This is a genomic window from Alteromonas sp. G4i13 (assembly GCF_054960505.1).
Genome location: NZ_JBHNYX010000002.1, coordinates 25,180 through 41,254 on the forward strand (window position 1 = coordinate 25,180; position 16,075 = coordinate 41,254).

At 46.7% G+C, this 16,075-nt stretch carries 11 protein-coding genes; 7 read left to right on the forward strand and 4 right to left on the reverse strand.

The features are described from left to right. The first annotated feature begins 42 nt into the window (after window positions 1-42). Window positions 43-2,721, forward strand: coding sequence for an ATP-binding protein (locus tag ACFI6J_RS01100; protein ID WP_462585606.1), 2,679 nt, complete (start codon window positions 43-45; stop codon window positions 2,719-2,721). Between the two features lie 85 nt (window positions 2,722-2,806). On the opposite strand, the gene ACFI6J_RS01105 is transcribed toward ACFI6J_RS01100, so the two are convergent. From ACFI6J_RS01105 to pepA, 3 genes are read right to left on the reverse strand one after another with little or no spacing between them, the layout of a single operon-like run. Next, the gene (locus ACFI6J_RS01105; RefSeq protein WP_168462826.1) at window positions 2,807-5,581 is read right to left on the reverse strand and encodes a valine--tRNA ligase; all 2,775 of its coding nucleotides are present in this window, start codon (window positions 5,579-5,581) and stop codon (window positions 2,807-2,809) included. Window positions 5,582-5,616: 35 nt separating this feature from the next. After that, a complete protein-coding gene (locus tag ACFI6J_RS01110; RefSeq protein ID WP_039226120.1) occupies window positions 5,617-6,039 on the reverse strand; it encodes a DNA polymerase III subunit chi in 423 nt (140 codons plus the stop codon). A gap of 6 nt (window positions 6,040-6,045) precedes the next feature. Then, window positions 6,046-7,551 (reverse strand): leucyl aminopeptidase, encoded by a 1,506-nt coding sequence (pepA, locus tag ACFI6J_RS01115; RefSeq protein WP_014950602.1) that lies wholly within the window; start codon window positions 7,549-7,551, stop codon window positions 6,046-6,048. Between the two features lie 263 nt (window positions 7,552-7,814). Between pepA and lptF the strand changes: the two genes are divergently transcribed. Together lptF and lptG are read left to right on the forward strand one after the other, a co-directional pair. Beyond that, a complete protein-coding gene (lptF, locus tag ACFI6J_RS01120; protein ID WP_014950603.1) occupies window positions 7,815-8,915 on the forward strand; it encodes an LPS export ABC transporter permease LptF in 1,101 nt (366 codons plus the stop codon). Further along, window positions 8,916-9,977 carry an LPS export ABC transporter permease LptG gene (gene lptG / locus ACFI6J_RS01125; protein WP_014977294.1) on the forward strand — a complete coding sequence of 354 codons (1,062 nt, stop codon included), beginning with the start codon at window positions 8,916-8,918 and terminating at the stop codon, window positions 9,975-9,977. A gap of 96 nt (window positions 9,978-10,073) precedes the next feature. Here the strand turns inward: lptG and ACFI6J_RS01130 are convergent, their stop codons facing one another. Beyond that, window positions 10,074-10,658, reverse strand: coding sequence for an RDD family protein (locus ACFI6J_RS01130; RefSeq protein WP_156086876.1), 585 nt, complete (start codon window positions 10,656-10,658; stop codon window positions 10,074-10,076). 175 nt (window positions 10,659-10,833) lie between these two features. On the opposite strand from ACFI6J_RS01130, the gene ACFI6J_RS01135 reads away from it, so the two are divergent. The 4 genes from ACFI6J_RS01135 (at window position 10,834) to ACFI6J_RS01150 (ending at window position 16,074) form a co-directional block, all read left to right on the forward strand. Next, the gene (locus ACFI6J_RS01135; protein WP_341459741.1) at window positions 10,834-12,909 is read left to right on the forward strand and encodes a TonB-dependent receptor; all 2,076 of its coding nucleotides are present in this window, start codon (window positions 10,834-10,836) and stop codon (window positions 12,907-12,909) included. A gap of 151 nt (window positions 12,910-13,060) precedes the next feature. Further along, window positions 13,061-13,594 (forward strand): sigma-70 family RNA polymerase sigma factor, encoded by a 534-nt coding sequence (locus ACFI6J_RS01140; RefSeq protein ID WP_014977297.1) that lies wholly within the window; start codon window positions 13,061-13,063, stop codon window positions 13,592-13,594. Then, window positions 13,591-14,328, forward strand: a complete 738-nt coding sequence (locus ACFI6J_RS01145) for an anti-sigma factor (RefSeq protein ID WP_462585609.1) — start codon at window positions 13,591-13,593, stop codon at window positions 14,326-14,328. The genes ACFI6J_RS01140 and ACFI6J_RS01145 overlap by 4 nt, the downstream gene beginning before the upstream one ends. Window positions 14,329-14,481: 153 nt before the next feature. Then, window positions 14,482-16,074, forward strand: a complete 1,593-nt coding sequence (locus ACFI6J_RS01150; RefSeq protein WP_348670598.1) for a DUF4331 domain-containing protein — start codon at window positions 14,482-14,484, stop codon at window positions 16,072-16,074. The last annotated feature ends 1 nt before the right edge of the window (window position 16,075 follow it).

Here is a 16,075-nt window from a genome sequence, read left to right on the forward strand (position 1 = left end):
AAAAACTCATAACGTTAATGGAATAAGGCTTTTTTAGTTCACATGTTATCGTCAATTCGAATTCAGCTTATCACCGTGCTACTCGCTCTTATAGCGCTTATATTGGCACAGGGGTTTATTGCTAGAGAAAACCAAGAAGTCCTAAACAAAGGCGTGGCATCAGCGTCAAAGGCAGTAGTTGATGTTGCACTTGTTAAGGAACTTGAACGGGATGTGGTGGACTTACAGCGCAACGTGCTCATATTCAAAGAGAATGCGAGTAAATCAGCCATTACTCGCTTCAGTCGACTCATGGTGACTATTAACAACAAGCTCGACAAGCTGGCTCTGGTAGACGAAGACAACGAAGAACAGGAAGGCAACCATATCCTTTCTAGAATGAAGGGGCATCTTAACGCCTATCAAGAGAACTTTACTCAAGTTGTCGATGCGCGCTCTGAAAGGGATAATCTTATTGCAAGAGGCACCCTATCTGATATTACGTTACTGGAAAAGATACTGAGTGACGCTAAAGCAAACGGGGATATCTCTGCTGCCTCTGAAGAACAAGCAAAGTCGCTTCTTATTCGGGCAGAAAGTGCGATGTTGAAATATCTGATGAAACCCGACATGGGTTTTATTCGAGCATTCAACGAAGCCACAGATTCACTACGAAAATTAACGCTAACGAAAAATACATCTCTTCAGGAAAGAGTTGAGCGATTATCGGAAAACATTAAAGCCGATTTCGTTAAGCTAACCCAGATAACTCAAGGTAATTTATTCTTGGTTAACGTAGTCATGGCAGGTTCTGCCAATGAATTTCTCTATTTAAGCGGTGAGCTGGCCAAAAAAGTAACCACAGACTCTGAAATTGCGACCCAACGCACCTATACACTGGCTGAAAGCACACAGCGTAACGGAGAACTATTTTCTCTTGTTTCCATTCTACTCGCCCTCTCAGCCGCGCTGTTTACCATGTTTCGCATATTGGGTCCTATCCGCTCTATCACTCAAGTTTTCAACAAACTTGCCCAAGGCGTACAAATTTCCAATATTCCTGGCAGCAGTCGAAAAGATGAAATTGGCAAGCTAGCAAAAGCGGCGCTTGTTTTTAGTGATAAAAACCGAGAGACAGAAAAACTGCTAGGTGAAGCAAGAACCATGAACTCGCAGCTTGAAAGCTTAAATAAAGCGATTACTGAGGCGAAAATAAAAGCGGAGCAAGCAACCGCGTCAAAGAGTATGTTTTTAGCCAATATGAGTCATGAAATCCGCACGCCGATGAATGGTATTATCGGACTAATAGAACTGGCGCAACAGCAAGAGCTGTCCACTACTGTTAAAGGGTATCTCGACAAGGCAGCGTATTCAGGGCAAATATTACTGAGCGTAATTAACGATATTCTCGACTTCTCAAAAATTGAAGCGGGTAAATTGAAGATTGAGGAAGTGAGTTTTTCTTTGCATTCACTGTTCGACAACCTCATTGCAGTCATTGCACTACGCGCAAAAGAAAAGAACTTATCGGTGCACTTTACGGTAAATCCAAAGATACCTCCGCAAGTAATTGGCGACCCACTGCGTATCGCGCAAATAATTATGAATATAGGCAACAATGCTGTGAAGTTCACCGAGCAAGGGCGTATAGATATTGAGTTTGACGGCAACTTGAACGAAAAAGGGAACGTGTTAAACCTTACCATGCGAATCACCGATTCCGGCATAGGTATGAGTGCAGCCCAGCTAGATAGAATATTTAATCCTTTCACTCAAGCAGACGGTTCAACCAACAGAAAATATGGCGGTACCGGCCTAGGCCTTGCGATTGTAAGCCAGCTTACTGAACTTATGAACGGCCGCCTTGATGCCACTTCTACTATGGGAAAAGGCAGTACGTTTGAAGTTGAACTACCGCTGAAAGCATTCAAAAACCAACCAGGCGTGCTTGAACAAACACCTCAGCTACCTGTTGATAGCCTTTATGTTACTGAAGTAGCATTGCTGCCTGCGGCGTATTGCAACCAGATACAGCTGCCGACTAAATCAACGCTATCAATAGAAGAAGCCAAAAATATCGCCGCTTTACCTGAACATATCATTGTAGATATCCATGAGTTCAGTGAGTTCAGACAGAATATTGCTTGGTTAAACGCCTTACTAGAAAAAGGGAAGTCGGTAGGCCTGGTAATGGAGAGTGCAGGCAGCGCGCTACAAGCTAAATATGACACGCTATGGAGAGGCCCACTTATCATGCATCCATTCACACCTGCGCAATTTGAGCGTTTTGTTCATCAGGTGATATCTAAAGATGCAAGTTATGACGGACATCATTTCAGTGAAGAAGCCGAAGCAACGTCACTAGAAGGCCACGTTCTATTAGTGGAAGACAACAATATAAATCAACTCGTCACCGGAGAAATGCTTACCAATCTTGGGCTTACTTTCGATATTGCAGAAGACGGCAAGCAAGCCGTGCAAAAAGTAGAAAATGCCCCGCAGTACGACCTAATATTGATGGATGTACAAATGCCAGTGATGGACGGTTATGAGGCAACCAAACAACTCCGCGAAAAAGGCTTTACTGGCGTACCTATTATCGGCCTTTCGGCCAATGCAATGAAGGAAGATAAACAAAGCGCGATAGACGCGGGTATGAACGACTACCTCACCAAGCCAATAAAGCAAAAATCATTGATAGGCATGTTAAAACAGTACTTAGGCAAACAGCGCTATGTTTAGGGCCTGTTCAATTGCTAATAAAAAAGGGTTACCTTTCGGTAACCCTTCTAATTTGTATCGACACAACCCGTTCTAGGGGCTGCACTTAAAGCGCTTTAATGGTCTCGAACTGCTCTTTAAGTTTGGCTAGGGCTTTTTCACCCTCTTCCAACTTAGCGCGTTCCTTTTCAATTACCGCTTCTGGCGCATTACTTACGAACTTCTCGTTACCCAATTTGCCGCGAGTACGAGATACATCTTTCTCGATTTTCTCCATGGCTTTAGTAATACGAGCAAGCTCTGCGTCTTTGTCGATAAGCCCTGCCATTGGGATAAGAATTTCCATCTCACCCACAAGTGCTGTTGCGCTGGCTGGCGCTTCTTCACCGTCTTTTAATATGGTTACGGTTTCAAGCTTAGAAAGCTTATCTAGGAATGCCTTAGCCGCATCAAGACGACGCGCGTCTTCGTCGCTTACGTTTTTAAGTAGCGCATTAAGTGGTTTGTTTGGCGAGATATCCATTTCACCACGGATATTACGAATACCCACGATAAACTTCTTCACCCACTCGATATCAGCTAGTACTTTGTCGTCTTGTTTCGCTGCATCAACTTCAGGGAATGCCTGAACCATAATGCTTGCGCCCTCTTCCACCTTAAGTGCACTTAGTGGCACAACGCGCTGCCAGATAGTGTCGGTGATAAATGGCATTAGTGGGTGCAACAAGCGAAGCAGGCTTTCAAGTACGTTAATAAGCGTATGACGTGTACCGCGCTTTTCAGCTTCGGTGCTGGCGTCATTGTTAAGCACTGGCTTAGTAAGCTCTAGATACCAGTCACAGAACTGGTTCCAGGTGAACTCGTAAACGGTTTGTGCTGCAATATCGAAACGGTAGTCTTCAAGCGCTTTTTCAAACTCAACCAGCGTTTGTTGGAACTTAGCCCAAATCCAGCGATCGGCCATGCTAAGCACCATTTCACCACCGTCGCGACCTGTATCGTGCTCTTCTGTGTTCATCAATACGAAACGCGATGCATTCCAAATTTTGTTACAGAAGTTGCGGTAGCCTTCAACACGGGCCATATCAAAGTTGATATCGCGGCTGGTTGACGCCATAGCGGCAAAGGTAAAGCGCAATGCGTCTGTACCGTAGGCCTGAATGCCGTCTGGGAATTGCTTGCGAGTACGCTTGGCAATCTTCTCAGCAAGCTGAGGCTGCATCATGCCAGCAGTGCGTTTAGTCACAAGCGATTCAATATCAATACCGTCAATCAAATCGATGGGGTCAAGCACGTTGCCCTTCGACTTTGACATTTTATCGCCATTCTCATCACGGATAAGACCAGTAATGTAGATGTCTTTAAACGGAATTTTGCCCGTGAACTTCTTGGTCATCATGATCATTCTGGCAACCCAGAAGAAGATGATGTCAAAGCCGGTTACTAGCACTGAAGACGGTACAAAGGTTTCTAGATCTGGCGTTTCTTCTGGCCAGCCCATGGTCGCGAACGGCCATAGTGCGCTTGAGAACCAGGTATCTAGTACATCATCGTCTTGTGAAAGGGTTACGTCACTGCCAAGGCCGTGTTTTTCACGCACTTCTTCTTCGGTGCGGCCAACAAAAACGTTACCGTTTTCGTCGTACCACGCCGGAATGCGGTGTCCCCACCACAGCTGACGTGAAATACACCAGTCTTGAATGTTGTGCATCCACTGGTAGTAAGTCTTGTTCCAGTTCTCTGGCACAAAACGAATTTCGCCGCTTTCAACCGCTTCAATTGCAGGTTTAGCAAGAGACTCAACGGCTACATACCACTGGTCAGTTAGGTAGGGTTCAATTACCGCACCTGTTCTGTCGCCACGCGGCACTTTAAGCTTGTGCGGCTCAATCTTAACCAATGCGCCTTGTGCGTCTAAATCAGCAACAATTTGCTTACGGGCGTCGAAGCGATCTAAACCGCGATATGCTTCTGGCGCATCATCATTAATTTTCGCATCGTCGGTAAGAATGTTGATCATAGGCAAGTTATGACGCTTACCCATATCGTAGTCGTTGAAGTCGTGAGCAGGCGTAATTTTAACGCAGCCTGTACCGAATTCTTGATCGACATAGTCATCGGCGATAACCGGAATTAAACGGCCAGTAATCGGTAGCTTAATTTCTTTGCCGATAAAGCCTTGGTAACGCTCGTCATCTGGGTGTACCGCAACCGCGGTATCACCTAGCATAGTTTCAGGACGCGTTGTCGCAACCACTAGCTCACCGCTACCATCTGCAAGTGGGTAGCGCATGTGCCACATGTGGCCGTCTTCTTCTTCGTTCAGTACTTCAAGATCAGATACTGCAGTGTGAAGCACTGGATCCCAGTTAACCAAACGCTTACCGCGGTAAATAAGGCCTTCTTCGTGTAGCTTAACGAATACTTCAGTTACGGCTTTAGACAGGTCTTCGTCCATGGTAAACACTTCGCGAGACCAGTCAGGAGACGTACCTAGACGGCGCATTTGACCGGTGATCGTTCCGCCGCTGTGCTCTTTCCATTCCCACACTTTCTTAATGAAGTCTTCGCGACCTAAATCGTGGCGCGTCTTGCCTTGTGCGTTAAGTTGGCGTTCTACCACCATTTGGGTAGCAATACCGGCGTGGTCAGTACCCACTTGCCATAGCGTATTGTCGCCCTTCATGCGGTGATAACGGGTTAAGGCGTCCATAATGGTTTGCTGGAAACCATGGCCCATATGAAGGCTACCGGTAACGTTTGGTGGCGGAAGCAAAATACAATAAGGGTCGCCGCTACCTGAAGCTTTAAATAAACCCGCCTCTTCCCATGACTTGTAGCATTGCTGCTCGATGGACTGCGGTTCGAAGGTTTTATCCATTACACACTCTCAAATTGAAGCTAAACGCGAATGACTTATGCAGATTTGAACTGCATGTTGCATCCAGCTTGCTGATAGTTTTTGTATCTTACCCGCGCGGCCTGTTTGGCGTTCTCGTCCACGGGTACAAAATCGATGATTTGACGATGCTGGTTGGGTGTAGGCACCATACCGGACCCCACATTAACCACCATTTGTCGTCTGGCTACCTGCTCTGGCCGCCAACAAATTTCCACCGGCGTTCCCGATTGCGGCCCTTCACCATAAAGGTTATGGGGCACAAAGCGGTCAGCCGGCAGCTGCCACAACAATTCATCAACTTCTTCAGCCTGCGCCTGTGTATCGCACAGCACGCTAATTTTTTGCTTATTGGCAAACGCTGATGCAATAACTTCGCTGGCGCGGCCTGCCACACCATTGTCACTGCTGGTAAGTTGATAAAATATCACTTGTGGCATGAATGATTAGTCCTCTAACTTGATATCAGCGCGGTTCATTAGGAACTGAGACAGCATAGGCACTGGACGGCCTGTTGCGCCTTTGTTCTTACCACTGCGCCATGCCGTACCGGCAATATCAAGGTGAGCCCAGTTGTACTTCTTAGTGAAGCGCGACAAGAAACAACCCGCAGTAATTGACCCTGCTGGGCGACCACCAAGGTTCGTCATGTCGGCAAACGGGCTTTCAAGCTGCTCTTGGTAATCGTCCCATAGCGGTAGACGCCATGCGCGATCTGAGCTTTGCTCTGACGCATTAAGTAGTTCGTGAGCAAGCGGATTGTGCGTACTCATTACCGCTGTTGCATGGTGACCAAGTGCGATAATCGCTGCGCCAGTTAGCGTGGCTACGTCAATTACTAGCTCTGGGTCGAAGCGCTCTACATAGGTTAGCGCGTCGCATAATACTAAACGGCCTTCGGCATCAGTGTTTAGCACTTCAACGGTTTGACCCGACATAGTCGTTAGAATGTCACCCGGACGGTACGCTTTGCCATCTGGCATGTTTTCACAGCCTGCCAATACACCAATAACGTTAATGGGCAGATTCAGCGCCGCGATAGTGTGCATGGTACCCAGTACGCCTGCAGCACCACCCATGTCGTACTTCATTTCATCCATGGCTTCGCCTGGCTTAATTGAAATGCCGCCTGAATCGAACGTAAGGCCTTTACCTACAAGTACAATTGGGGCTTGATCAGCTGGGCCACCGCGATGATGCATAATACTCATCATACTTTCGTTGTCTGAACCACGACCTACAGCCAAATACGCTTGCATACCAAGCTCTGCCATTTGGGTTTCATCAACGACTTCAGCGGTTACGCTGTCGTACTGGCTGGCAAGCTCTTGCGCCTGCTGCCATAGGTACGCTGGGTTACAGATGTTTGGCGGCATGTTAGCCACATCTTTGGTCACTTTCGCACCACGAGCAACCGCTAAACCATGCTCAACTGCACGTTCACCCACAGTAAGTTCACGGCGTGTAGGTACGTTAAATACAATTTTACGCAGTGGGCGACGTGGTTCGCCTTTCTTGGTTTTAAGCTGCATAAAGGTGTAAAGCGTGTCTTCAGTTGCTTCTACTGCCTGACGTACTTTCCAGTAGGTATCGCGACCTTTAACGTGAAGTTCGGTAAGGAAACATACCGCTTCCATCGAGCCTGTTTCATTCAATGTTTGAATGGTTTTGGCGATTATGTTTTTGTACTGGCGCTCGTCTAATTCGCGCTCTTTACCACAACCGACTAGAAGCACGCGCTCGCTTAGTACATTTGGCACGTTGTGTAGCAACAACATTTGGCCGGCTTTACCTTCAAGGTCGCCACGGCGTAACAAGTTGCTGATATAACCTTCACTGATTTCGTCTAGCTGTTCAGCCACTGCCGTTAGGCGGCGCGGCTCGAAGACACCTACAACAATACATGCGCTGCGTTGCTTTTCAGGACTGCCACTTTTTACACTAAACTCCACGATATCACCTCGCTTTTCGTCGTTTATGGTTTGCACGATGACTAAAATCACGTAACGTTTCGCGCTGCTTTATGTTTTAATACGCAGCATAACTTTTTAGTTCGCTGCAATTCACGCTTAAAGACCTATTGAATATAGGTTAAATTTGCGTCAAAACACCATGCAAACGGTTTATGATTGCAGGCAAAACTTGTAAAAACGGTAAGTTTAAACAAAATTGTGCTTTCTTTCACTAAAATTCCTAATTTTCCGGAAGGGCTGAGATGCTGATATTCCGCTATTTACTTAAGGAAACGCTGAAATCTCAGTTAGCGATTTTCTTTATCCTAATGGCAATTTTTGTCACCTTGCGATTTGTGCGCGTTTTGGGCGACGCCTCGGACGGTGATATTCCCGCTGGGCTAGTGCTTGGCTTCCTAGGTTTATATGCCCCTATCCTCTCTTCATTAGTGCTGCCTATCAGCGCCTATTTGGGCATTATGCTGGCACATGGCAGGCTGTATGTAGACAGTGAAATGACCGTAATGCGAGCCTGTGGTATCAGTGAATGGTATGTAACGCGGGTAATGCTGTTCTTGTCTGTACTTATCATGATAGTCACAGGCGCAATTACCCTTTATTTCGCGCCATTGGCTGCAGAGAACGAGTATCAGCTGCGAGAAAAAGCCAGAAATGAGGCGGGAATATCGGCGCTAATGCCAGGTAGATTCCAGCAAACCGGTAACGAAAAAGCGGTTATTTTTGTTCACGATGTAGACAATAACGATAAGCTACAACGTGTGTTTTTATCGCAAAATCAAACAGACGATAGCGAAGGCGACGTGCGCGTTGTGTATGCACAAACTGGTGAAGTGGCAAATAACCCTGACGGCACGCGAAACCTTGTACTGAAAGAAGGGGTACAGTACGAAGGAAAGCAATCTGAAAAGGCTTTCCGCAAAGTAGAATTTGACGAATACCAAATTCAGATTGCCGATAAACCTGCCGACGAAACTCGTCGTAAGGTAAGCGTACTGCCTACTAACGAACTGTGGGAAGACGACAGTATTGAAGCTAGAGCAGAACTTCAGTGGCGTATTGCCATACCGCTTTCCATTCCGTTTTTAGTACTAATTGCTGTGCCGCTAAGCGCAGTCGACCCGCGTCAGGGGCGCTTTGGTAAAATGTTCCCTGCCATCCTGCTTTACTTGGGATACTTCTTGCTGCTGCTTGCGAGTAGACGAGTGTTAGAAGACGGCAAAATGCCACCTCAGCTTGGCTTATGGTGGGTGCATACCATCATGCTGATTATTGGTGTCATGTTGATTGTGCGAGACAGAAAAACCGGCACTGAGCTTCGCGCTTGGATATTGGGGAAAAAGTAGATGTTTAAGATCCTCGATTTATATATCGCCCGTACGCTGTTAGGCACTATTACCGTTACGCTTAGTGTACTAATTGGCTTAAGCGCGCTTATTAAATTTGTAGAACAGCTGCGAAAAATTGGCGAAGGCGACTATGACATGCTGGTCGCATTTATCTACGTATTGCTAAGCTTGCCTCGCGACTTAGAGCAGTTCTTCCCTATGGCAACATTGCTGGGCGGCCTTATTGGCATGGGCGTACTGGCTAGCAATAGCGAATTGGTAGTGATGCAGGCCGCAGGTATGAGCCGCTGGAACATCATAAACTCAGCCATGAAGTCGACCCTTGTAATGATCTTATTAGTGATGGCCGTTGGCGAGTGGGTCACCCCGTACAGTGAAACCAAGGCAAAACAGATAAGAACTGAAGCCATTTCAGGCGGTAGTTTATTTTCTTCCGATAAGCTGGTGTGGGCAAAGGATGGCGACCGATTTGTAAGCATAGGTCAGGTGTTAAGCCAAGACTCTCTCAAAGATGTGAGCATATTTAGCTTTAACCCTGACTTGTCGCTAGAGAGCATTACTCACGCTAAAAATGGGGCCTTCGACGGCGACGGTTGGTGGCTAAGCGACGTTGAAGTAACCAAGTTTACTGAAACGAATGTTACAGTAGATGAAAATAACCGCATGCGTTGGAATTCAACACTGACACCAGACAAACTAGGCATTGTTGCGGTTAAGCCAGAGGCTTTATCTATTACTGGGCTGCTGGATTACGTGAACTACCTAGAAAATAACGATCAAGACCCTTCTCGTTATCAACTCGCCTTGTGGCGCAAGGTATTCCAACCTATTTCGGTAGGCGTAATGCTGTTAATGGCATTGTCGTTCATCTTTGGCCCGCTGCGTAGCGTTACAATGGGCGCTCGCGTGATCATGGGCGTACTGACAGGCTTCGGTTTCTTTATTCTCAATGAAGTATTTGGCCCAGTGAGTTTAGTCTATCAGCTGCCACCATTCCTTGGCGCCTTACTGCCTAGCTTACTGTTTGCGGCCATTGCAGGGGTAATGTTGAGGCGTTGATCAAGCTATCACATTCGTCTACTTCAACAGTCAAAACTAATAAAAAGAGCTTGCAGCCTCTTTTTTTGTTATTTTTTAGCGCCTTACAAAGCACGTTTACCAGCTCTTGTGGTCGTTCGCTTCTTTGGTCAACTTCAGCACTTCGGTCTTTGCCAGTCGGTCTTGCAGTGATTGTTTATTTTTAAAATCAAACAAAACAAGTAAGGTGCCTAGACCACCTAACGATGCTATTAGGCGAATGAACAAGCGTGGCCAGGTCATTGGCTCTTCAACCGTGCTGTAAATTCGCAAACGCCATGCACGCATGCCTAGGGTTTGCCCGCCCCTGCGCCAGAACCACAAGAAAAACCCAGCTATCCACAAGCCCACCCACGTTTGAATAAGCAGCTTATAACCAAAAGAGGCCTGAATCAGATCGGCAGGTTCAGCATAGCCTTGCAGGTCAAGGGCGCCATTTTTCAGCATGACCACCAGCGTTACGATCATGACCATGGCCGCACACATCCCTACGGCAGTAGCCACGAGCGTGTCGTAAATCATTGCCAACAAACGCCTAACGAATCCAGCTCGCTCAAGCGATGAACTGTCTGATTCTGAGTTGGGCGCGTTTTTATCATCCTTCGCCTTTAAGTGATTAGATGATGAGGACTTCTTCTTGGCTTTTTTGTCGTGTCTCGCCACGGGCTTCTCTTCGCTTCATTAACAACAGCGTTTATTTTGACACAAGCGCCACATCGCTTAAACAACATAAGCCTTAGTTAACGGCATTTAATAGTGCAATAAGCAAAGAAAAATGATTTCCACCTTTTTGCATCCATTAACCATTGTTAATCGTTATTGCTATTACAAACGGATAATGGACGTAAATACGGTGACAGCAAAAACTCTGGTAACAACACTTCTCGCTAGCTCATTTTCGCTTGGTATGGGCGCTGCAATGGCGTTAGACGACCCCGAAGGTAATATTGAGCATATTCGAGTACGTGGTGACTCATCTGTAAAAGACGGAGAGTTTATCTCGGCTTCGCAGGGATGGGTGTCTGGTGACACCTTGATTGAACGCCCAATGTTGCGCGCCGGTGAAATACTCGAATTCATCCCGGGCATGATGGTGACCCAACACAGTGGTTCGGGAAAAGCCAACCAGTACTTCCTGCGCGGTTTTAACCTCGACCATGGCACGGATTTCACGGTGAGTGTAGACGGTATGCCTGTGAACATGCGAAGCCACGGACATGGCCAAGGCTACAGTGACCTTAACTTTATTATTCCCGAATTTATCGACAATCTAAGCTACTTCAAAGGCACCTATTATGCCAACATCGGCGATTTTTCTAGCGCTGGCGGGGCATTCTTCAATTTAAGAGATTCACTTGAGCAAAACCAGTTGTTCTTAGGTTTAGGAGAATATGGGTTCAAGCGCGCTGTTGCATTAAATCACTTTGAAGCAGGAGAGAACCGCGTTGTTACAGCGTTGGAATATCAAACCTATGACGGCCCGTGGACTGACGTTGACGAAGATGTAAAAAAGAAAAACGCCCATATTCGTTATATTACGCCTTTGTTAGACGGCCAACTCACCATTACAGGAATGGCCTACGATAATAGCTGGAACGGTGCTGACCAAGTACCTGAGCGCGCTATTGAAAGCGGCATAATAGACCGTCTTGGCTCTATCGACACCCAAGTTGGCGGCGATTCGTCTCGCTATAGTCTCTCCGCAAACTATACCAGTGATACATGGAATGCTTCACTGTATGCCATAGATACAACGCTTAGCCTTTTTTCTAATTTCACTTACTTCCTTGATAACCCAGAGAGAGGCGATCAATTCGAACAGGCCGACGACCGAAAAATTTATGGTGGTGAAATATTCACTACCCTTCCCTTGGCGCTTACGGATGGAAGCAGTATTACCTTAGGCGGCCAGTGGCGTTTCGACGATATTGAAAACGTGGGTTTGTATCGCACCCAAAACTTAACCCGCTTTGGCACTATTCGAGAAGACGAAATAGACAGTAACAGCTATGCACTTTTTGCCCAGTCAAACATTGTGCTAAGTGACGCATTAAGCCTTTCATTAGGAGGCAGATACGATTACTTAGATGTGGACGTTACCAGTAATCTTGGTGCTAATTCAGGAAGCGAAAGTGACGGTTTATTTACCCTTAAAGCAGGCTTGAAGTACAGTGTATCAGACCAACTTACCGCATTTGCCAACGTTGGGCAGGGCTTTCATTCCAACGATGCACGGGGAGCCACCATTAATATAGACCCGGTAAGTGGTGACGCCACCGAAGCTGCTCCCTTGTTAGTAAAGAGCCTTGGCTATGAAGCGGGCGTTAACTATACCGATAACAAAACCTATAACCTGTCTGCTGCCTTGTGGCGCCTAGAGCTTGATAGCGAGCTGGTATATGTTGGTGATGCAGGCTTTACTGAAGCCAGTCGCCCCTCCGAGAGACACGGCATTGAAGTGAGTGCCTACTACTGGATAAGCCATCACCTAACAACAGACATTGAAGCTGCGTGGACCAAAGCCCGATTTAGCGACAGCGTTGAAGGCGAAGGTCGCCACATCGATGGCACCGTGCCAGGTGTGGTGAGTGCAGGGCTAACCTACTATCAAAGAAGTAACCAACTAGGGTTCAGCTATACCTTACGAAGCCGCTACCTAAGCTCTCGCACCGTAGAAAGCTTCGATGAAATTTCACCGCCGTCAACATTTTTAGTGAATGCTCAAGTTGCCTATCGCCAGCCAACTTGGGACGTAACGTTAGAAGTACTCAATGCCCTAGACAGTGACGATCACGATATTGATTATTTTTACGCATCTAGGCTGCCCGGAGAGCCAGAGGAAGGGATTGAGGATTTGCATTATCACCCTGTAGAGCCAAGAAATGTTCGCCTTACCTTTTCAGTAAAGTATTAATACATAAACGCTTTACTGTTTGGGGTCTGTCTATTGATTAGGTAACCATTCAGGCAGTTGTATATAAAACATGCTACTTTAAGAAGTAGCCGCCAAATAGTTAGAGCAATAAACAAATGGCCGCGCTACAACGATAAAAATAGGAGCAACAATGGAACACGAAACTCTGTTTCCTCTGCTGTGTAAAACCGCAGACGGCGACAAAAAAGCGTTCGCAGAGCTTTATAAGATAACCAGTCCACAGCTCTACGCTGTTGCTTTAAGGCTTTTGAAACGCCCTGAACTCGCTGACGAAGCCACACAAGACGCCTATATAAAAATTTGGCATAACGCCGGTAATTATCAACGAGGCAAAGGTACGGTACTTACCTGGATGGTCAGTATAGCTCGCTATCGTGCGCTCGATTTAATCCGCTATCACAACGTAAGAAATGAAGTCGAATTAAATGATGACGCACCGTCAGGTATGGAAACCACGCAATCAATAAAGTTAGAGGCAGAGCAAGCAAAATTGGCCTCTTGTTTAGATGAACTTGATGGACCGCAGCGTCAGGCTATCCATTTAGCCTATGTGAATGGTATGTCGCATCAAGAGGTGGTAACTCACTTGGCGTCACCACTTGGAACCATTAAAAGCTGGATAAGACGAGGCTTGCAAAGCTTGCAGAGGTGCCTATCACTATGAATTATTTAAAAGAAGAGCGATTAAACGCCCTCGCCGCTGAATATGTAGTTGGAACGCTGCGCGGCAAAGCGCGTACGCGCTATCAAAAGTTAATGATGCAGTATCAGGCTGTTAGCGATGCAACCGCACAATGGGAGCAATACCTTACTGGATTTGCTGAAACCTTGCCTCCGGTGACACCACCTGACAGCGTGTGGGAGAGCATACAAGTGAAGCTTGGCCACAAAGCGGCCAATGATACAGAGTTTGTCGGTCAGACTACTAATAGTATACCCAGTAGCGACAATGTAGTTGATCTTGAAAAAGAAAAGCAGAAACGCTGGAAGAACTTATCGTTCATATCCACAGCTGCTGCATTGGTGTTAGCCGTATTGCTTTTCCTGATGCAACCTGTGCCTACCCCAGAGGTTTCCCATATTGCCGTAGTCAATAATGCTGATAACACGCCATTGTGGGTAATAGAAGTATCTGACACAACCATGAATGTTAAGGTCACCGATGCATTTGTGGCGTTAGCAGACAAAGACTATGAGCTTTGGATGGTGCCGGCAAACGGCGAAGCGCCAATTTCCCTCGGTTTGATGCCTGAAGTTAATGGCGACACGCGCGCGACACCAGATATCTTGCAAGATCAAAGTATCGCGGCGTTAGCAGTGAGCTTAGAAGCACCAGGCGGCTCGGTAACAGGCGCACCAACGGAAGTGCTATATATAGCGCCGATTGTTTCCGTGTAATTTTACGCACTAAGCGGCACACCAAAAGGCCACGAAACGTGGCCTTTTACTTTTCATTAAAACTTTATTTTAATTTTTTAAATATTTTTGCATCTAAGGTGAAACCTCAGTCGTTTGGTCTCTTGAACTCATAAAAAAACAGAGAGACTCGACATGATCCAATTCAAACGCAAAACTTTGTCACTGGCTGTCGCCGTGACATGTGCAGCCGTAACTGCTGGCGCAATAGCGTCAAGTCACCGAGAAGCACCGAATATCACTCGCCACCCAGCGTTAGATAGCACCGACTTTTATGCTTTCAATAGCTATGAACAAGGCCGTGAAGATTATGTGACTTTCATAGCAAACTATATTCCACTGCAAGATGCTTATGGTGGCCCTAACTACTTTGCAATGGACCCGAATGCGCACTACGCCATTCATATTGATAGTGATGGCGACGCGGTTGAAGACTTAAGCTTTGTTTTTAAGTTTAACACTATGCTTGCTGCCGATAACGAAGGTATCGCCTTGCCTATAGGCCCTGAAGGCGAACAGAAAATGGTGAAAGTACCGCTTAAAAATGTAGGCGGAATCAGCGCAGACGATTCAAGCGCAGCAAACTTCTCAGAAATGTACAGCCTTACTATGGTAAGTGGCGACATGCAGACAGGCACGCGCACTACTCTTACTCCCGCCATGGGTGATATGTTTAAAAAGCCGCTTGATTACATTGGTAATAAAACCTTTACCAGTGAAGCGGAATACGCACGCTATGCTGAAAGCTTTATTTATTCGTTCAGCATCCCTGGGTGCGATGACATGGCCAAAGTATTTGTTGGTCAGCGTAAAGACCCCTTCGTTGTTAACTTAGGCAAAACATTCGACTTGGTAAATTATGTACCTGTTGAGGGCGATAGCGCACCGGGCGCAGGCGATAGTGAAGGTTTTCCTGGCGGTATAACGCAAAGTGCCATGAATGATGACTTAGCCGATAAAAACGTGACAGCGTTATCTATTGAAGTACCCAAGGCGTGTGTTACCGGTGAAGGTAATGGCGTAATTGGTAGCTGGACCACGGCAAGCTTGCCGCAAGCGCGTATCCTAAACCCAGATGCCACCTTTGCGAAACCTGAGACTAATGGTGGTGCGATGACTCAAGTGTCTCGTTTAGGTAGCCCGCTAGTAAATGAGCTTGTTATCGGTATTGGCGATAAAGACAAATTCTCTACTTCTCATCCAAGTGCAGACGGTCAATTCGCTGATTATGTAACCCACCCTTCTTTACCAGAACTACTGAACATTCTGTTTAAAGATGCAGTGAATACTACGCTGGGTACGGATATTGAGACCCTTGCGCCGACTAACTTCCCGCGTATGGACTTAGTAACAGCGTTCCTTACAGGTTTCCCAGGCGTTAACCAGCAAGCAACTGTAACAGCATCAGAAATGCTGCGCCTAAACACTGGGATCCCAGCAACACCAGCCGAATCACAGTCAGCATTCGGTGTGGCAGGCGATGACTTAGCGGGTTTCCCTAACGGTCGCCGCCCAGGTGATGACGTGGTTGATATTGCCCTTCGCGTTGTTATGGGCCGTTTGTGCTATCCCATCCCGGTAGCAGGTGAAGATACAGACCTTGGCCTTTGTACACCAGAGGACGCCAGCGTAGGTAATGTACCTTTCACTGATGGTGCACCTGTAGATGCAAGCATGATTGATTCATCGTTTCCTTACCTAAAAACACCACTTGCTGGCTCTGAATAAG